Origin of the sequence: Dyadobacter chenwenxiniae (genome assembly GCF_022869785.1) — a bacterium.
GTDB lineage: Bacteria > Bacteroidota > Bacteroidia > Cytophagales > Spirosomataceae > Dyadobacter > Dyadobacter chenwenxiniae.
The window spans coordinates 1,586,117-1,604,515 of sequence record NZ_CP094997.1; the positions used below are offsets into that span (position 1 = coordinate 1,586,117).

General features: G+C 44.9%; 20 protein-coding genes and 1 tRNA gene. 11 read left to right on the forward strand and 10 right to left on the reverse strand.

Annotation, left to right across the window (positions count from 1 at the left end; translation table 11 throughout):
* The first annotated feature begins 11 nt into the window (after positions 1-11).
* Positions 12-470, forward strand: coding sequence for a CHRD domain-containing protein (locus tag MUK70_RS06535; RefSeq protein WP_234604688.1), 459 nt, complete (start codon positions 12-14; stop codon positions 468-470).
* A gap of 72 nt (positions 471-542) precedes the next feature.
* Here the strand turns inward: MUK70_RS06535 and MUK70_RS06540 are convergent, their stop codons facing one another.
* From MUK70_RS06540 to MUK70_RS06560, 5 genes are all read right to left on the reverse strand, one after another.
* Positions 543-1,385, reverse strand: a complete 843-nt coding sequence (locus tag MUK70_RS06540) for an IS3 family transposase (protein ID WP_244784531.1) — start codon at positions 1,383-1,385, stop codon at positions 543-545.
* Complete coding sequence (locus MUK70_RS06545; protein WP_234658927.1) at positions 1,382-1,900, reverse strand: helix-turn-helix domain-containing protein; 519 nt, start codon at positions 1,898-1,900, stop codon at positions 1,382-1,384. The genes MUK70_RS06540 and MUK70_RS06545 overlap by 4 nt, the downstream gene beginning before the upstream one ends.
* A 74-nt stretch (positions 1,901-1,974) precedes the next feature.
* On the reverse strand, positions 1,975-3,210 hold the full coding sequence (locus MUK70_RS06550; RefSeq protein WP_234656202.1) for a DEAD/DEAH box helicase: 1,236 nt from the start codon (positions 3,208-3,210) through the stop codon (positions 1,975-1,977).
* A gap of 151 nt (positions 3,211-3,361) precedes the next feature.
* A complete protein-coding gene (locus tag MUK70_RS06555) occupies positions 3,362-4,255 on the reverse strand; it encodes a DnaJ C-terminal domain-containing protein (protein WP_234656201.1) in 894 nt (297 codons plus the stop codon).
* Between the two features lie 57 nt (positions 4,256-4,312).
* Complete coding sequence (locus MUK70_RS06560; protein ID WP_234604694.1) at positions 4,313-4,534, reverse strand: VF530 family protein; 222 nt, start codon at positions 4,532-4,534, stop codon at positions 4,313-4,315.
* A gap of 94 nt (positions 4,535-4,628) precedes the next feature.
* On the opposite strand from MUK70_RS06560, the gene MUK70_RS06565 reads away from it, so the two are divergent.
* Positions 4,629-5,609, forward strand: a complete 981-nt coding sequence (locus MUK70_RS06565; RefSeq protein WP_234656200.1) for a Gfo/Idh/MocA family protein — start codon at positions 4,629-4,631, stop codon at positions 5,607-5,609.
* A gap of 243 nt (positions 5,610-5,852) precedes the next feature.
* Here MUK70_RS06565 and MUK70_RS06570 read toward each other — a convergent pair whose 3' ends face one another.
* Complete coding sequence (locus MUK70_RS06570) at positions 5,853-6,155, reverse strand: hypothetical protein (RefSeq protein ID WP_234656199.1); 303 nt, start codon at positions 6,153-6,155, stop codon at positions 5,853-5,855.
* A gap of 171 nt (positions 6,156-6,326) precedes the next feature.
* On the opposite strand from MUK70_RS06570, the gene MUK70_RS06575 reads away from it, so the two are divergent.
* The 7 genes from MUK70_RS06575 to MUK70_RS06605 all read left to right on the forward strand — a co-directional run bounded on the left by MUK70_RS06575 (position 6,327) and on the right by MUK70_RS06605 (position 12,653).
* Positions 6,327-7,166: a methylated-DNA--[protein]-cysteine S-methyltransferase gene (locus MUK70_RS06575; RefSeq protein ID WP_234604700.1), complete on the forward strand. Its 840-nt coding sequence runs from the start codon at positions 6,327-6,329 to the stop codon at positions 7,164-7,166.
* A 212-nt stretch (positions 7,167-7,378) separates the two neighbouring features.
* On the forward strand, positions 7,379-7,984 hold the full coding sequence (locus MUK70_RS06580; RefSeq protein ID WP_234656198.1) for a hypothetical protein: 606 nt from the start codon (positions 7,379-7,381) through the stop codon (positions 7,982-7,984).
* A gap of 87 nt (positions 7,985-8,071) precedes the next feature.
* Entirely contained in the window at positions 8,072-8,962 is an 891-nt protein-coding gene (locus tag MUK70_RS06585) for a PDDEXK family nuclease (protein ID WP_234656197.1), read from the forward strand.
* On the forward strand, positions 8,962-9,915 hold the full coding sequence (miaA, locus tag MUK70_RS06590) for a tRNA (adenosine(37)-N6)-dimethylallyltransferase MiaA (protein ID WP_234656196.1): 954 nt from the start codon (positions 8,962-8,964) through the stop codon (positions 9,913-9,915). The genes MUK70_RS06585 and miaA overlap by 1 nt, the downstream gene beginning before the upstream one ends.
* A gap of 31 nt (positions 9,916-9,946) precedes the next feature.
* Positions 9,947-10,405: a hypothetical protein gene (locus MUK70_RS06595; RefSeq protein WP_234656195.1), complete on the forward strand. Its 459-nt coding sequence runs from the start codon at positions 9,947-9,949 to the stop codon at positions 10,403-10,405.
* A gap of 310 nt (positions 10,406-10,715) precedes the next feature.
* Positions 10,716-11,999, forward strand: coding sequence for a citrate synthase (locus MUK70_RS06600; RefSeq protein ID WP_234604713.1), 1,284 nt, complete (start codon positions 10,716-10,718; stop codon positions 11,997-11,999).
* A 75-nt stretch (positions 12,000-12,074) separates the two neighbouring features.
* Positions 12,075-12,653 (forward strand): ASCH domain-containing protein, encoded by a 579-nt coding sequence (locus MUK70_RS06605; protein ID WP_234656194.1) that lies wholly within the window; start codon positions 12,075-12,077, stop codon positions 12,651-12,653.
* Between the two features lie 15 nt (positions 12,654-12,668).
* Here MUK70_RS06605 and pdxH read toward each other — a convergent pair whose 3' ends face one another.
* Positions 12,669-13,310: a pyridoxamine 5'-phosphate oxidase gene (gene pdxH, locus MUK70_RS06610; protein WP_234656193.1), complete on the reverse strand. Its 642-nt coding sequence runs from the start codon at positions 13,308-13,310 to the stop codon at positions 12,669-12,671.
* A 106-nt stretch (positions 13,311-13,416) separates the two neighbouring features.
* Between pdxH and MUK70_RS06615 the strand changes: the two genes are divergently transcribed.
* Together MUK70_RS06615 and MUK70_RS06620 are read left to right on the forward strand one after the other, a co-directional pair.
* Complete coding sequence (locus tag MUK70_RS06615) at positions 13,417-15,321, forward strand: DUF349 domain-containing protein (RefSeq protein WP_234604717.1); 1,905 nt, start codon at positions 13,417-13,419, stop codon at positions 15,319-15,321.
* Between the two features lie 113 nt (positions 15,322-15,434).
* Positions 15,435-15,507: transfer RNA gene (locus MUK70_RS06620), tRNA-Thr, on the forward strand.
* 251 nt (positions 15,508-15,758) lie between these two features.
* Here the strand turns inward: MUK70_RS06620 and MUK70_RS06625 are convergent.
* The 3 genes from MUK70_RS06625 to MUK70_RS06635 all read right to left on the reverse strand — a co-directional run bounded on the left by MUK70_RS06625 (position 15,759) and on the right by MUK70_RS06635 (position 18,391).
* Positions 15,759-16,331: a cysteine hydrolase family protein gene (locus tag MUK70_RS06625; RefSeq protein WP_234656192.1), complete on the reverse strand. Its 573-nt coding sequence runs from the start codon at positions 16,329-16,331 to the stop codon at positions 15,759-15,761.
* 154 nt (positions 16,332-16,485) lie between these two features.
* Positions 16,486-17,478 (reverse strand): alpha/beta hydrolase, encoded by a 993-nt coding sequence (locus MUK70_RS06630; RefSeq protein ID WP_234656191.1) that lies wholly within the window; start codon positions 17,476-17,478, stop codon positions 16,486-16,488.
* Positions 17,444-18,391 carry a helix-turn-helix domain-containing protein gene (locus MUK70_RS06635; protein WP_234656190.1) on the reverse strand — a complete coding sequence of 316 codons (948 nt, stop codon included), beginning with the start codon at positions 18,389-18,391 and terminating at the stop codon, positions 17,444-17,446. Before MUK70_RS06635 ends, MUK70_RS06630 begins: the two co-directional genes overlap by 35 nt.
* Positions 18,392-18,399 lie beyond the last annotated feature (8 nt).

The window sequence follows — 18,399 nt, forward strand, 5'->3', positions numbered from 1 at the left end:
ATTAATGATGTATGAAAAAGCCAATGAAACGTTTTTTACTATTGATCGCAGGAGTTGTAATGTTAGGTTTTGTGTCATCTTGCAAAGAGGAAGGTCCTCACAAAGATGACATTGTGAAGTTCTCCGCAGTAATAAATAGTAGTGCTACTGTTCCGAAAGCTACTTCTGCTGGTCAAGGCACAGGTGTTTTTGAATACAACAAAAATACCATGGAATTGAAATACAACATTAATTATCAAAATGTTACGCCCACGTCTGTGAATATTCACAGCGCGAACCCAGCTTGGGAAGCAGGCCCGCTGTTGTTCACTTACGCTGCAAGTGGTAACCAGGTTCAGGGAACGCAAAAATTGAACGTGGAACAACAAACCATGTTGATCCTTGGAATGCTTTACGTGAACATTCCTACCAAGGAAAATATTTTTGGTGAAATTCGCGGACAAATCGTGGCCGACAAATTCGAAGAATAAGATTTCAACATACCAATAAAAAAGGCTTGCAGCGAACGTGGACTGAACCCCAAAAGTTGGACGAGTTAAGATTTAACGATTAGTGTGATGAGCCCGGTATTGAGCCGGGCTCATTCCATTTAAATTAAGCCTGATCCTATCTTTGTTGTAATAGTGAATGTAATCTTTGATGTCTTTTTTGAGCTCATCAATGCTTTGATATTTGTTCAGGTAGAACAATTCCGATTTAATTGTTCCAAAAAAGTTTTCAATAATAGCGTTGTCCAGGCAATTGCCTTTTCTGGACATACTTTGGGTAATGCCTTTTGATTTGAGCATTTTTTGATATTCACTCATTTGGTATTGCCATCCCTGATCCGAATGTAGCACCAGGCTTTCTGGCTTATTTATCTTTTTAAATGCGGTTTTGAGCATTTGTGTGACTTGTTTGAAATTAGCCGATTCAGATAGGCTATAACTGATGATTTCTCCATTAAAGAGATCAATAATAGGAGATAGAAAAAGTTTTTTGTCTTTCACCCTGAACTCAGAGACATCCGTTGCCCATTTCTGTGATGGCTTTATAGATTTAAAATCCCTGTTGAGGATGTTGGGCGCTACCTTGCCTGTCTGACCTTTGTAAGAGCGGTACTTTTTGGCGCGGACCAGCGATTTAAGGTCCATGGCCTTCATCAGCTTTAAGACCGTTTTATGGTTGATGTTGCTGCCCATCTTACGGATAGTCATTGTAATGCGACGGTAGCCGAACCTTCCCTTATGCCGATCATAAACTTGCCTGATCTGCCTTCGCGCGTCTTTATACTTGCTGTCGGCAGCGCTATTTTTAATATGGTAGTAGAAATTACTTCTGGGTATTTCAAAGAGGTCCAAAAGCAATTCAAGCGGGTATTTCTGCCTTAACCCATGGATTGTCAACGCTTTTTCTTTTGCGCAGCTTCCTTCTCGCGGATTAAGGCATCCAGCTTTTTTAGCAAGTCATTCTCTGCCCTCAGGCGCAGGTTCTCGTTTTCGAGCTCCTCCAATCGGGTCAATGGACCGTATGTTTTAATGATCTTGGGTTTGTTTTTCATAGACCTGGGCCTGCCACGGGCCGTGATAAAACCATCTATACCAAACTGCTCATACTGCCTGATCCAGACATGTAAAGTACTCATGCTGGGTATTTTAAATTTGAAGCAGCACTCATTCAAAGATAAGCCCTGGTTCTGATAAGCATGCACGACTTGTTGCTTAAATTCTTTTGTGTAATTGTGCCCGTATTGCGGCAAAAGGCTTGAACCCCCGCCTTGCTTATAATGTCCAATCCATTTTTGCACACTGGATTTAGCAATCTTAAAGCGTCTGGATAATTCATTGATACCATCACCGGCTAGATAGGCTTTAACGACCTTTAGCCTGAAAGCTACACTGTGTTTTCTGTTTTTGCCCATAAAAAAGCCCCCAAGAAGTGTCTAACTTTTTGGGGGCAGTGCAACGTTGCAAGCCTTTTTTATGCTGAAGGCACTTATTTTTTCTTCTTTTTCCGTTTGGCAGTTTCGTAATCTTCCACTTCCTTCATTAACGATTTGAGGTCGTCGGTGGTGTCGGCAGTGAAATCAATCGTTTGCGAGTAGTCGGTTGTGCTGATGTTCAGAACGTCGATGGGTTTGTCCAGGTACGTTTGGATTTCTTCGAGCATGGGTTTTTCGTCCGGACTGCAAAAGGACACAGCGCGTCCTTTTTGCGTTCCGCGTCCTGTCCGCCCCACGCGGTGGACGTAATTTTCAGCTTGTTCGGGAAGATCGTAATTTACCACATAATCCACATTGGCAATATCAATTCCCCTTGCGCTGACGTCGGTGGCGATCAGGACTTTTACATTGCCTTTTTTGAATTCATTGAGAGCAGTAAGTCGGTCGGCTTGTTCTTTATCTCCGTGAATGGTCAGGCTTTGTATTTCCATTCTTTCCAAAGCATTGAAAACCCTTTCGGCGCGAACTTTGGTGCGCACAAAAACGAGGATCTTGCTATCTGGATTTTCTTTAATGACCCGCTCTAAAAAGAACCGTTTGTCGTCCATGGCCACAAACGCCACGGAATGCGTGATATTTTTAGCAACCCGGTCATTGGGTGAAATTTGAATGCGTATGGCGTTTTTTACGAGCGAATAAGCCAGTTTCTTTATCTTTTCATTAATCGTGGCAGAAAAGAACAGGGTTTGTCTGCTTTTGGGAAGGAATTTGATCAGGTCCTGAATGTCTTTGATAAAACCGAGATCCAGCATGTGATCAGCCTCGTCCAGGATCAGGATTTCAATACGGTCGAGCTTAATATAACCCTGACTTACCAGGTCGAACATTCTGCCCGGCGTGGAAACGAGCACGTCAATGCCCTTTTCCAACTGCGCAATCTGAGGACCTTGTTCTACGCCGCCAAAAACACTGAATGCTTTTACCCTGGTATACTGCGCGAGTTTGGTAAAAACCTCCGTGATCTGAATCGCCAGCTCCCTGGTGGGGACCATTACTACACATTTAATGTCCTCTGCGCGGCTGGAAACCTTTTGTTTGTGCAACTTATCAATGACCGGAATGGCAAAAGCGGCGGTCTTTCCCGTGCCCGTTTGTGCAATAGCCAGCACATCTTCACCCTTCATGATCGCAGGAATAGCTTTGAACTGAATGTCAGTCGGCTTTTTTAATCCGGCCGCGTCCAGGCTTCTTTTGATCTCAGGGGCAATGTGGTAATCTTCGAATTTCATAAAAAATGGATTGGTAAGGCGGCTGACGAGCACGCCGCCTTCTTAAAACTGTCCAAAGATACGCTGTTATCCAAGACCTCCCGATTAATTATTGCCATCCTGCGCACACAAGCTGCTCCGCGTCTTTTGCGCGGCATCTGAGGGGAACACATCAAGATTCCGCTTCCTCCTGTTTAAAAGCTTCCTCGATCAGCTCTTTCTGCCGCTCCGACAGATTTACAGGAATTTTTACATCAAACGTAACATACAGATCACCAAAGCTTTCTGCTTTTTTATAAACGGGAAAACCTTTGCCCTTTAACCTTACAACACTTCCATTTTGCGTCTCCGGTTTGATAGGAAGCTTCACTTTCCCGCTCAGTGTCTCAATAACGAGCTCACCGCCAAGTAGTGCAGTACGAAGATCCAGTTCTGCTTTCTGGTGAATATTGTTGCCGTCGCGGCGAAGTTTGTCGTCGGGAGCGATGTTGAATGTGATAAAAAGGTCACCGTTCTGACCTCCGCTCGCACCCGGGCCGCCGTGTCCCGCAATCTTGATCGTCTGTCCGTTCTGAATGCCTGCCGGAACGGTTATGCGAATGTTTTTGCCGTTTACGGTGATGGTTTTCTTCTGTGTTTGGTAGGCTTCCTGCAATGTCAGATGCAATTCTGCCTGGTAATCCTGCCCGCGCAATGTGCGTTGCCGGCCGCCGCCGAAGCCGCTCGAGGAGCCGAACATGGATTCAAAGAAATCGGAAAAATCCCCGCCGCCTGTTTGCCATTGCCCTTGCTGGCGCGTGGAACTGGCACGGGACTGGCGTGCTTTCTCAAACTCTTCGCTATATTGCCAGTCCTTCCCGTACTTGTCGTATTTTTTCCGTTTCTCCGGGTCGCTGAGCACTTCGTTAGCCTCATTCAGTTCCTGAAATTTTTTCTCGGCCTCCTTGTCGTTCGGGTTCACGTCGGGATGATATTTCCTGGCCAGTTTGCGGTAAGCGTTTTTTATGTCTTTGTCCTGCGCACTTTTATCTACGCCAAGGATCTGGTAATAATCTACGAATGGCATAATTTAAAATTTGGTCGATTTAGGTTAATGAATCATTCATTCACGATCGCACTCACGTTATTTGCGATCGAGCATTTTCAGATACAAGTCTTCTACTTTTTTCCTTGCCCAAGGCGTTTTCCTTAAAAACTTCAAACTGGATTTCACACTTGGTTCAAACTGAAAGCTGTTAATATTAATGTGATAACCCATTTGTTCCCAACCGTAATATTCCACCAGCTCGTTCAGAATCGCTTCCAGGGTTTTGCCGTGAAGCGGATTATTGGGTTGTCCTTCCATGTTTTAAAAAGAATGTTGCCTTTGTTTTAAAGTAGATTTATCCAATTAAATAATTATTATGCTTGACGATTAGTTCAAACATTAAATCCTGCTTATGGATCAGATTAAATGGGGCATCATTGGCTGCGGTAATGTTACCGAAGTCAAAAGCGGCCCGGCTTTCAATAAGGTTGCCAATTCAACGCTGGTTGCGGTTATGCGCCGTGATGCCGAAAAAGCGGCGGATTACGCTCAGCGTCACAATGTTCCCAAATGGTATGCCGATGCGGACGAGCTCATTAACGACCCCGATGTTAACGCGATATACATTGCAACGCCCCCCGATGCGCACGAAGAACTGGCGATTAAGGCCATGAAGGTAGGCAAGCCTGTCTACATTGAAAAGCCCATGGCGCGTGACGGGGCCGAATGTGAGCGTATCAATGCATTTAGCAGGGAGAGCGGCGTGCCCGTTTTCGTGGCATTTTACCGCCGGGCGCTCGATTATTTTCTCAAAGTAAAAGAACTCGTGGATAGCAAAGTGATCGGTGACGTGCGGTTTGTGAACATTTGCCTGCAGTGGCAGCCCTACGAAGAGGAGACAGGTCCGAATCCGAAGCCGCGCTGGAGGGTGGACCCTAAAATTTCGGGTGGCGGGCATTTTCATGACCTGGCATCGCATCAGTTTGATTTCCTTGAATTCATGTTCGGGCCTGTTAAACATGCATCCGGCATTGCACGGAACCAGGCGGGATTGTATGACGCGGACGACATTGTGGTAGCCAATTACGAGTTTGAGTCGGGCGTTCTGGGTAACGGAAGCTGGTGTTATACCATTAATAAAGAGCAGCGCGAGGACGAAGCTCAGATTATTGGCTCAAAGGGCAGGATCACTTTTTCGTTTTTTGAAAAATTTGACATTAAGGTGGAAACGGAATCCGGGACTGAGATTATTAACATTCCGTATCCGCAGCACGTGCAACAGCCTTTGATTGATTCGATTGTGAGGGAGTTACGCGGTGAAGGGAAATGCCCGAGCAACGGGGAAACAGGCGCGAGGGCGAACCATATCATGGATTGGATTACAGGGAAGTAATTTTTTTATAGTTTTACAGTTATTCTATCATCTTAAACTCAAAATTCAATAGTCATGGCCAAAGGTAAAAATCTTGACAAGGGTAGCACTAAAAAGGAGCCTGAGAAGAACCTGAAAGAGAAACGTGCTGAAAAAAAGGCGAAAAAAGATAGTAAGAAAGAGTATTAATAAATTGCTAAATTAGTTGTCAGCCTGAGCGGACCGGGCCGCCCGGCGACCCGGTCCGCTCAGGCTGACAAAGTCTTAATAGATCTCCCGGTTTGTCTTGTATTTAGCGAGCTTCTTCTTTGCCCGGACGATTTTTGAATGTATCTTATTCTTCTCATCCGGCGTCATCAAGTCGTCGGCCTGGGCTTTTTCTATGGTTGCCTGGATCACATCCTGCTCACGTTGCAATTTGGCGTATTCCAGTTCCGTCAGTTTCTTGTTTCTATAGGCTGCTTTAACTTCCGAATTAAGCTTTTTTAGCTCGGATTTGAAGTTTTGCGCATGCACTTTATGTGCGCTTACAAAGAAAAAGAGCGTGGCGATAAGGAAATATTTCATCGGGTTTGTTTGTAAAATAATAGAATAGTTGCGTTCAATTTCCTTGTGAATATAAGCGCATGGGAAAGGAAAGTAAAAATATCAATGTGTAAATGGCTGCGGATTTGAGCAAGTTTCAGGTTGGGTAACTGCGTTTGGGAAGCCAATTTTGTATAACAAATTATCAATCCTATGAACCAGGAAACTTATAATTACGACAAAATTGCAAAGGCCATCGAATTTATCGTTGCCAACGCAAAGGACCAGCCTTCGCTATTCGAGGTAGCCGAAGAAGTGAGCATTAGCCAGTTTCATTTTCAGCGTGTATTTACGGAATGGGCGGGAGTAAGCCCTAAAAAATTTCTTCAATTTATTACAGCGGGTTATCTGAAAGAAAAGATCAGGGAGTCGTCAAACCTCGTTGAACTGGCAGAACTCGCCGGACTTTCCAGCCAAAGCAGGGTTTATGATCATTTTATCAGCATTGAGGCAGTGACGCCGCAGGAGTTTAAAAGTTCCGGGAAAGGGCTGGATATCAGCTATGGGATTCATCCCACACCGTTCGGAGACTGTTTCATCGCCGTTACGGATCGCGGCATTTGTGCTATGGCGTTCATCGATGAGGCAAGTCGTGAGGCGGAATTAATCGCATTGGCTAAAAAGTGGCATTATGCCAGCATCCGGCACGATCAAATGTTGACCGAAAGTTTTGTCCACCGTATTTTTCAACCTGCGTCCGGATCACTGGAAAAGTTACCCATTCTCGTTCAGGGAACCAATTTTCAGCTCAAAGTGTGGGAAGCACTGCTCAGCATTCCGACAGGCGCGGTGACCACTTACCAGCAAATTGCCAGGAGTATCGGGCATCCTGCTGCAGTTCGGGCGGTTGGAAGCGCGGTAGGCGACAACCCGATCGCTTACCTCATTCCCTGCCATCGCGTAATTCGCAAAGAAGGGATGCTGGGTGAATATCGCTGGGGAAGTTTGCGCAAAAAAGCATTGATAGGGTGGGAGGCGGCACGCTCTGCATAACAGGCCGATTTGCCCTGTAAATTCCCGGAAAACAATCCGTTTGAGGAATAATTTGCACAACAATTGCAATATTTTAAATAGCATAATTGTGATGATGGGAAGTTGTAATCACCTGCTTTTCAGTTAAAACGGGATATTTATAATGAGATTTTTCTGGTATGGACTGATATTGGCAATGCAGGTCGCATTATTAATCAGTAATCAACTCAGTTATGAAAAATCAATTAATTCGTTCTTTGGCTGTGGCGGCATTTTTCCTGACCATCAGCACAGTGGGTTATGCACAGTTCTCGCTTGGGCTGCAAGGTGGAATCGCCAAATCCAATGTTGAAGATTCCAAAACCGTTGCGGGTGGCGGGGTGAATTTGAGAGTTTTTACTTCACCTAATTTTGCCTTTGGTGTTGCAGGTAAGATCTACGCGGACGGAAGCGATTATACGGTTGCCGGACAAACGCTCAGCTCGACTGGCCGGTTGATGCCTGTTACGGGAACAATTGATTATTTTTTCACACAAGGCGTTATCCGTCCATATGTCGGTGGTGATGCTGGGATTTACTTTTCCAAATATGATGCGAAGTTTAACGGGAATACGATCGTTGAATCATCAAAACACAGCAATTTCGGTGCGGCGCCCCGGGCGGGTATGATATTCGCTTTTGGTAATGTGGGTATTCAGGTTGAAGGGATTTACCATTTCGTTTTTGGAAATAAAAATCATGGAGCAACCACGGGATCCGCCAATAACATTGATTTTGAATCCACCTCGAATTTCGGTGGGGTTAATGTTGGGGTGATCTTCGGGTTGGGCGGAGAGTAAATTCCTGATCAATCGAACAATTGCGACGCGCTCATTGAGCGCGTTTTTTTTTGTTACTGACTAAATCTGCGGCTAACTTGCTGACCTATGCCAACCCTTCCGCCACCGATCATTGCGCTATCTTTTCGCGAACAAGTCTGTAAATGGCTGAGCGAAATGCATTTGCAGTTTGGGGTAAAACTTAACGGCGCATTTACAGCACATATTGAAATTGAGAACAACAATGGCCGGTCACTAAACATCGTGCTTATTGACCTTGAAAACTGGCTACAAAATGGCTCCTCCGAAAGTTGGCATACCGTGATAAATGACCTGTTGCATCGGCGCAACAATGGTGAGACATGGGTGATGATCTGGGAAGATTATTGGATTAAAAAGCCGGAAATTGTAAAATCCAGGTTGAGCGCAATGCTCGGGATCTCTCAGAAAATTGCTGCCAGACTCACCCAGGTGCGAAGGATCGACCAGGAAACTGCGTCTCAATTTTTAGCAAAGAACCACCTTAATGCTTCCGTAAGCTCGAAAACCAGATTTGGTTTATTTTTACCAAAACAATATTTCCGCGTTTTGGACCCTGATTTTGAATGGGATCGGGAAGCGGATGAACTGCTCGTGGCGGTTGCAACATTCAGCGCGCCGCGGGTTTTCGCGCGCGAGGATGGACCATTCAGGTCTTTTGAAATGCTGCGTTTCGCCAGTTTAATCAACACAAATGTTTCCGGCGGAATGGATAAGCTGCTTACTGCCTTTGCAAGAGCGAAAAGTCCGGATGATATCATGACCTACGCCGATCGTGAATGGTCGGAAGGTGCTGGTTATGTGAAAATTGGCTTTAAGAGAATCTCAGAAACACTGCCAATGGAGTTTTATCTTTCGGCAAAAAATCCGGAACGGACTTCCACTCCCGCTCCCGACTCGGTTGTGATCTACAATGCGGGCAGTATCAAGTTTGTCAAGACCATAAAAACCCAGAATTGATGTCCCACAGTAAACCACCGATGCCGCTGATCTTGATACTGGGGCCGACTGCTTCCGGTAAAACCCACTTAGCTGTAAAACTGGCGGCAATGCTAGGTGGCGAAATTATCAGTGCGGATTCCCGGCAGATTTACCGCGATATGGACATCGGAACCGGAAAGGATCTTGCTGAATATGAATTGGATGGCAAGAAAATACCACATTATCTGATCGACATCCGGGAAGCTGGGGAGCAATATAATGTGAATGAGTTTCAAAGGGATTTTGAAAATGCTTACAACGCAATCGCGGCCAACGGTCATGTGCCGATCCTGTGCGGAGGAACGGGTTTTTACATGCTGTCTTTACTGAAAGGGCATGCCTATGCTGCTATTCCGGTAAATGAGCCGCTTCGTGCCGAACTGGAAAACATTTCAAAGGAATCGTTGCTAACCCGATTCGAGAGTTATAACACAGCATACCAGCACATTGCGGACACTTCGACCCGGAAAAGATTGATTCGTGCCATTGAAATATCCGAATTTCTTATGAACAACGCGGACGCGGAAACATTCCCGGACAAGCAAGCTTATGACTATATTGCTTTTGGCCTGAATCCCTCGGTTGAAATCCGTCGCGAACGGATAAGTAACAGGCTGAGGGCGAGGTTGGAAGAAGGTTTGATTGACGAAGTTAAGCGTTTGCTTTCACGCGGGCTTAGGGCCGAGCAATTGATTTATTACGGTTTGGAATACAAATGGATCACACTTTATCTCACAGGCGAGTTGTCGTATGATGAGATGGTGACCCGCCTGGAAACGGAAATTCATCGGTTTGCGAAAAGGCAGATGACCTTTTTCAGGAAAATGGAAAAAGATGGAATTAGGATTCACTGGCTTGATAATGAATGCAGTGCAGAAGAACATGCACAGGTGATTTCGGCTCATTATCAGCAATATTTAACAAATAAGTAAGAGTACTGTACTTTAAATTACGTCATACAAAATGAATAAGAAAGTGAGCAGCCTTTTGCTGCTTTTAGTCCTGAGCGTAACCGATGCATACCTGCTTGCGCATCCTAATTTGATCGGAAAGCTTGGGGTAATGGTTTACAAGCATGTGTACATCCGTAATTTTCCGAGAGCATTGCTGACCGTTTTGCTTGTGGTAGGAATTTCGCTGGCGATCTGCGAACTGATCAGGCGTTTCGCGGACCGGAAACCGGCAACTATATTTTACAGCTGGTTATTAGGTATTGCAGTGTTCTGGTTTGGCTACGTTTATCTCACATTCTCAACCTTTTCCTATCGCATTACGGGAAAGGCATTTATCTATGGGGCGCATTTGTTGCCGGTGATTCTGGCAGGGTTATTTGGTCGCTATTTAATCAGGCAGATACTCAGTAAACCGCGATATGTGGAGGTGGACTTAAAAGAGAATTTGCCAAAGGATCCGCCGCTTTGAGAGGCACTTAACCCGATTGTTTTTACATTTTTCGCGCTCAATAGAATATTATTATAATTACTTCAAATTGTGAAATATTATTGCCTGAGTCACGATTTTTCACAAATAAAACATGGATAATAATAGAAAGTACACGGTTTTTTAGGATATTGCGGCTTGTGTCGGATCAGGAAATGGTTACTCTTGCATTCAATTAACACAAAATTAATTTGTTGGATAAGTAAATCAGGAGCACGAAAAATCTTTGGATTGAATTGACCTGATTTGTCTATATCTTGTCATTAACCTTTTTAATTTTATTCTCATAAATATGTCCCAAATAGCTGAATTAACCCTTGAAGGTAAAAAGTACGAGTTCCCCATTATTGAAGGAAGTGAACAGGAGAAAGCGATAGATATTGCCAAGTTACGTGACCAGACAGGGTATATTACAATTGATGCAGGTTATAAAAATACAGGCGCGACCAAAAGCGCTATAACATTTCTGGATGGAGAGGAAGGGATACTGAATTACAGAGGTTATTCGATTGAAGATCTGGCCGAAAAGTCATCATTTCTGGAAGTGGCTTACCTCCTTATCTACGGCGAGCTTCCTACTGAAAAGCAATTTGCAGATTTCGAGCATGCGATCAGGACGCACACCCTTGTGAATGAGGATATGCGTAAGATATTTGAGGGTTTTCCGGTGAATGCGCACCCTATGGGCGTGCTTTCGTCACTGGTGAGCGCAATGAGTGCTTTTTATCCTGAAACCTTTGATACAAATACGGAGGAGATTACGGAGTTGCACATTATTCGTTTGCTGTCAAAATTGCCGACCATTGCAACCTGGTCTTACAAGAAATCACAGGGGCATCCGGTCAACTATCCGCAGAATGATCTGGATTACTGTTCCAATTTCCTGAATATGATGTTTTCGCTGCCCGTAGCGAAATACAATGTTGATCCGGTTGTTTCTGCCGCACTGAACAAATTGCTGATCCTGCATGCAGACCACGAGCAAAATTGTTCCACGTCAACGGTGAGGCTGGTTGGATCTTCTCACGCAAACATTTACTCGTCCATTTCTTCCGGTATCAGCGCACTCTGGGGCCCGCTTCACGGTGGTGCAAATCAGGAGGTGATTGAAATGCTGGAAGCCATTAAAAATGACGGTGGTGATGTGCAGAAATACATTGATATGGCCAAAGACAAATCGAGCGGCTTCCGTTTGTTTGGCTTCGGTCACCGCGTTTACAAAAACTTCGATCCGCGTGCCCGCATCATTAAAAAGGCAGCAGACGATGTTTTAAACAAATTAGGCATCAATGATCCTGTTTTGGAGATAGCCCAGAAATTGGAAAAAGCGGCCCTCGAAGACGAATATTTCGTGTCGAGAAAGCTGTATCCCAATGTGGATTTTTACTCCGGCATTATTTACCGTGCGCTGGGTATTCCTACCAATATGTTCACGGTAATGTTCGCGATTGGCCGTCTTCCGGGATGGATCGCGCAATGGAAGGAAATGCGTTTGAACAAAGAGCCGATCGGCCGTCCGCGTCAGATCTATACAGGCGCTCCTAAAAGAGACTTTGTTCCGATGAGCGAGCGTTAATCAATTTAGAAATAACACTTTCAATATCAAGAGATTGCTTGTAAATAGCAGTCTCTTTTTTGTTAAACAAACACAATGCTAATAAAACAAAAACATCTTGACGGCATCATGTCGGGAAACATTTCCCTGGCTTTTCGGAAGTGGAAAAATTTGTCTGTAAAGAAAGACAGCGTGCTGAAAACCAGCATTGGATTGGTGAAGATTACGGACATTACAGAAACGGAATTGGCACAAATCACAGAAGATGAAGCAAAACAAGCCGGCTATGACAATGTTAATGCCTTGATCAGCGAATTGGAAAAGACCGTGAATGGTGTGATCTACAAGATCCAGCTCAGTTACCACAGCCCCGACCCGCGCATTGACCTGAGACAAAAAAGCCAGATTGCGGACGAAGAACTCGAAGCGTTGAAAGAAAAACTGCTTAATCTGGATAAATACAGCAACCAGGGAAAATGGACTCTGAAGGTCCTGAAAGCCATTCAGGAAAATCCTAAAATGCCAGCTGTGGAGCTAGCTACCAAGGTTAATAAGGAAAAAGAATGGTTGAAATTGAATGTCAGGAAACTAAAAAACCTGGGTTTGACGATCAGTCATGAACCGGGTTATACGCTGTCGCCGCTCGGCGAGTATGTTTTGAAGTCGCTTTCCTAAGAGCCTCAGAAAGGATCAGGGATATAATCTTTCAATCTCCCAGCTGCCTTCATCCGTTTTTGCATATACAAGCCGGTCATGAAGGCGGCTTCGTCTTCCTTGCCAGAATTCAAAGTAATGCGGGATCACGCGGTAACCGCCCCAATGAGGCGGACGCGGCACCTCGGCACCTTCGAATTTCTCTTCCAAAAGCCTGGTTCTTTCTTCCAGTTCGGCCCGGTTTCCAAGTTGTTGGCTCTGCGCCGAGGCCCACGCGCTGATCTGGCTGCCACGCGGTCGGACGGCGAAATATTCGGAGGATTCCTGATCCGTCGTTTTCTCAATTTTCCCCTCTATCCGGACTTGCCTTTCGAGCTCTTTCCAGAAAAATGTAATTGCCACGAAAGGATCCGATTCCATTTCTTTGGCTTTTTTGCTTTCGTAATTTGTAAAGAACGTAAAACCAGCCTGATCGAGGCTTTTCAGCAGCACAACGCGGGCCGAAGGGCGGCCATTTGAAACCGTGCTTAACAGCATTGCATTGGGTTCAATCACGGCTGCGGAAATCGCTTCTTCAAACCATAATCTAAACTGTGTGAAGGGATTAGGATGTAAATCCTGCTCGTCTAATCCTTTCAAATTATAGTCCTGTCGCAATTTGGCAATATTATGGTCCATTGGATGCTAATATGTTCAATGTTAAGAAACCAAAAGTAGCCATTTCAGAGGAAAGATTATTAGATTTGTAATCCATAAGAGACGTACGTACGAAACCAGAATCACGATGGCACAAGAACAACAAGAAGGGGTCAAAAGCGAGGAGCAGGAAGACCTGACACAAAAGACTATCGACACCCTTGAAATTGATCTTAACAATGAGTTGACGGAAGAACATGAGGAGGAAGTGCCAGACGTGGATTACAGCCAGCTGTCTAAGGAGCAGCTTGTCAATATTTTGGAAAATGAGTTGGCGTCTATCACTGCGGAAGGTTCAAAACCGGCTGCATTGAAAAAAGCGGAATCCGTTGCGAGAGAAATCCGTCCGGTCCTTGATTCGATCAAACATAAGGAGAAAGAAACTGCCCTGGCGGCATTTGTTGCTGAAAATGGTGGTGAAGAAGGATTTGAATATAAATATGATGCCGATACCCAGAAAATCGATGCGTTAAGCCGGGAGATCCGCGGCTTGAAGAATAGCTATTATCAGGGTCAGGAGAAGGAAAAAGAAAAGAATTTCAATGTAAAAACGGCTCTCCTGCAGCGCTTGCGCACATTACTGGAAGATGAAGGCAGCAAAGAAACGGATGCTTCCGGGCTAAAATCGAGCTGGGAGGAATTCAAGAAGATCCAGGAAGAGTGGAAACAGGCCGGTAACATTGCATCCCCGCATAACGGAACGCTTTGGGCTACATATAATGCATTGATCGACCGCTATTTCAGCAACCGTAATATTTATTTTGAGTTAAAAGAGCTGGATCGCCGCCGCAATGCTGAACTGAAAGCTGAGCTCTGTGAAAAGGTTGAGGAATTGGGTAAGTCGTTGGAAAATCGCCCGATGACGCGTGAAATTCTGAATGAGGCTAACCATATTTTTGAGGATTATAAGCACCTTGGTCCTGCGCCAAAAGAGGATCAGGAAAAGTTGTGGCAACGGTTTAAGGAAGCATTAGATGTGCTCTATAACGCACAACGCGGTCAGTTTGCCGAGCAGAAGAAGTCGATGCAGGAAAATTACGAGCAGAAGCTTAAAATCTACGAAGCGATAACGCCTTTCACAACTTACAATTCGGGTAGCATTAAGGAGTGGAATGCCAAGACGAAGGAAATCATGGCGTTCCAGGACCAATGGGTTGCGCTGAAAGGCATTATGCCGCGTGAGGAGGGCAAAGACCTGAGTAAGAAGTTCTGGGCAGCGTTAAAAACATTCTTCAATAATAAAGGAGAGTTTTTCCGCCAGCTGGAATCCAAACGAGAGCAAAACCTGGAATTAAAAAACCAGCTTTGCGCGGAAGCAGAAGCGATTCTGGAAACAGGAGAGGACAATCCTGCGACTACGCAAAAGATCATTGAGCTTCAGAAACGATGGAAAGGGATAGGCCAGGTTCCTGAAAAGTTCAAGGACACAATCTACGATCGTTTCAAAAAGGCCTGCGACGCATATTTTGACCAGAAACGCGCCAAAAATAAAGAGGTTGAGGAAGAGTTTGAAAACAACCTGAAAAAGAAAACAGACCTGATCGAGAGGATAGAAGCTTCCGCAAACAATAAGGACGAGTCAACATTGAATCTGTTGAGCGCATTTAAAAGCGAGTGGTCGTCTATTGGTTTTGTCCCCAAAAAGGACATGCAGGCCGTTCAGAAGCGCTATATTGCTGCGATTAACACCTACGTGAGCGCAATCGGTCAACTTTCGAGCAAGGAGAAGGAGCAGGCCGTTTTGGAAAGCGAAGTAGAACTCGTTCGCGATGGCGAAAGCAGCCGTAACCTGTTCAGAAAAGAAAGCGACATTCGCCGCAAGATCACGCAGTTGGAAAACGACATTGCGCTTTGGCAAAACAACATTGAGTTTTTTGCTAAATCTAAAACTTCGGATCGCTTGAAAGCAGAATTTGAAAGGAAGATAAATAGTGCGTTAAGTCAGTTAAATGACTTGAAACACCAACTATCTATTATTCAGGAGGCTATATAATTTATAAAAAAAAGTTTTAAAATATTAGCGTCAAATGTTGCGCTGTATAGCCTTTCCTACTACTTTTGCACCATGATAACGGAATAACAAACGGTATCAGAAAGTAAAAAGAGGCCTCCATAGCTCAGCTGGTAGAGCAACTGACTTGTAATCAGTAGGTCGTTGGTTCGATCCCGACTGGGGGCTCTTGAAAATGCGGTCCGCCGCTCCGAAAGCACTTAGCATTAATTTGCTAGGTGCTTTTTTGCTTTACTTGCAATAAAAGTTGTAATAGTCTTTTTGAGTCAAATCAGAAACTTGTAGAGCGTATAGGACTTCTCTAGGATCAAGTACGAAACTTGTGGAGTGCGTTGTATTTTCTAGGTTTGTGTTCTTAATCAAACCTTTGTATTTTAAAGTGTTTCTTAGACAACAAGTTTTCACTCTTGGTTTTTTCATCATACTTGAGAATTAATTATTTCTTGAGTATGAATAACCGTGGCAAACTCGTCTTTTAATTGTGCTAATGCGGTCTGGTGCATCGTTTCGCCATCGTAATGCTGGCCATTTATGCCTTTTTTTGCAAAAGTTGCGGTTGCATCTGCTACTACATATGTTTGGTAGCCATAGTTGCCAGCCATTCGCGTGGTTGTCGACACGCAGTGATCTGTTGTTAACCCTGCAATGACCAGTGTCTTAACCCCTAGCTCATCCAGTTGTTCTTTCAGATCAGTGCCAATGAAGGCGCTATTAACCGACTTTTGGATAATGATTTCACCCGGCAAAGGTTTGACGATATCTTTAAAATCATGTCCGGGACTATTTATGCTGAGTTTCGAGTCGGGGTTGGCTGAAATATGTTGTATATGGAATAACGGAAGCTGATTGGCTCGCCAGTAGTCCAGCAAGCGTTTCGCATTTTCTTCTGCATCCGGGTTGTTTCTGGACCCACCCCAATATGCTTCATCCTCAAAACCTTTTTGAATATCAATTAAGATTAAGGCGGGCAGCAGTTCTTTTTTTAGTTTCATGTTATTGGATTTTAATCTGACACATTTACGCTAGCGGTGTCGTTTTCATTGATGTATGATTTCTTGCGAATTTACATTTGTTAGCGATAAATGTGGCTTGAATTCGAAACTTTGGCAACATCTAATAAGTAGCAAAAAATCTTGCGGTAAAAGCTTACCGGTTCAGCACATTTCGCATTGTGTTCAGCAATAGTTCATCAGCAAGTTTCAGTTCAGCGGAGTCGGGCGGTAATCCTAATAGACAATGGATCTGACCTGGAAAACAATGGCTCCCGACCTGTACTCCGGCGCTTCGTAATCGCTCCGCATATCTTTGACCTTCATCGCGAAGCGGGTCAAACTCGGCCGTGAGTACTAATGCGGGTGGTAAGCCGCGCAAATCTTGCCGGTTGATGGGGCCGATTTCCGGATTATTTAAGTCTTCGTTCGGAGCATAAGCCTGGATTGTGTATTCACTAAACGCTTTTGTCTGGAAATATCCGGAAGCATATTGCTGGAATGATTTGTAGCGGGCATTGTTTCTCGCATTGTCAGTGGAAGGGCAATTCAGCACTTGCAGTTTTATATGTCCGGAAATACCGTCTATCAGCGCTTTCTGGCAAACCACGGCTGCCAGGTTTCCCCCGGCACTTAGTCCTTCCACAATAACCTTCGCCGTATCGCCACCAAATATCTGGCCATTAGCGCTTATCCATTGGAATGCTCTATAAGAATCATTAACCGCAGCAGGGAACGGATGCTCCGGGGCAATCCTGTAATCGACAGCCACAACGATAGCCCCGAAAGTTTTCGCCTGTCTCCAGCATTCAAATTGCATAAAGGGCAACAAAGGCGTTACGAAACCGCCTGGATGGTAGTAAATAATGATTGGCAAACCGGTCGTATGCAACGGGTTAAAGATGTGGATTGGAATACTGTCAGCGGTTACTTTCAGAATTTGCCTGTCCGCTTGCGGAAATGGCGTCACAGGAATACGTATGTCGCGTACTTTCTCGACGGAGGTTGTGGGAGAGCCGGGCAAGTCGCGTAGGACCGTTTTCAAGGCGAGGGCTACTCGGGGATCCAACTTTCCTGTGCTGCAGGGTTGGGCATGAACAGCACAAAAAGTGGCACTAAATGCCAGGATTAGGGGGATAAACTTTTTCATCTTTCCAGTTTTTTTGTAAATGTGGACCATTTACAAGCTTGGCTGGTGGTAAAAACGCGACAAGTTCGGCGGTCAATGACGAATCCTGTAACCCAAATTGACGTTCAGGAGCGTCTTTTTCTTCTCTTAAATAGGTCGTTGGCGTCACTCCCGCCAAATCTTTGAAGTCCCTGGCCAAATGCTGGTAATCATGGTAGTTGCAATAAATCGCGATGCTCAACCAATCAAGCTCAGCGTGATTATATTTAATACTGAATGCCTTCGTCATCCTGGCGATGCGTGTGAAGAGCTTGGGGCTAATCCCCATTCTCTCCTTGAACAAACGTTCGAACTGCCGGGGACTAAAGCAGCTGGATTCGGCTAATGTGAGCACAGAGGAATCTTCCGGGCGCTGGATTAAGAGATTAGTAACAGCATCGATAGGATGGTCATTTCGTGTAATTTTTGTTGTCAGTTCCAATAAAAGTTTTTCAATAATGCCGATCATTTCCTCGGGAGTCTCCGCACCATTAAGTCTTTCGTTGACGCGCGTTATTTCTTTTGGTAGAATATCCTCTGCGTCTATAAATGTATTGGTCAGCTCAGTGAATGGCACACCTAGCAACCGATAAAGCACTCCCGGCCTTAGATTAACCAACAACACACAGAATTCCGGGCCGTTCAGGTGACGGTTGGTGCGCTGCGAATATTGTCCGATGACGACCGAGCGTGGGCGCTTTATCATCGTATTGGTAATCAGGTTCTCCACCGATTCACTGCCTCTGGGGAAAAACGCCAGGGTCTGTTCGGGGCGTGGAGCGTAAGGTTTGAAGGGAATTGAACTGCCGTCAGCAAATGTAAAGTGACGTAGTTGATAGCTTTGCACGAAGCGTCGTAACTGTGGTTGCGGAACAAATTCTTGACAGATCACCATAACTTCAA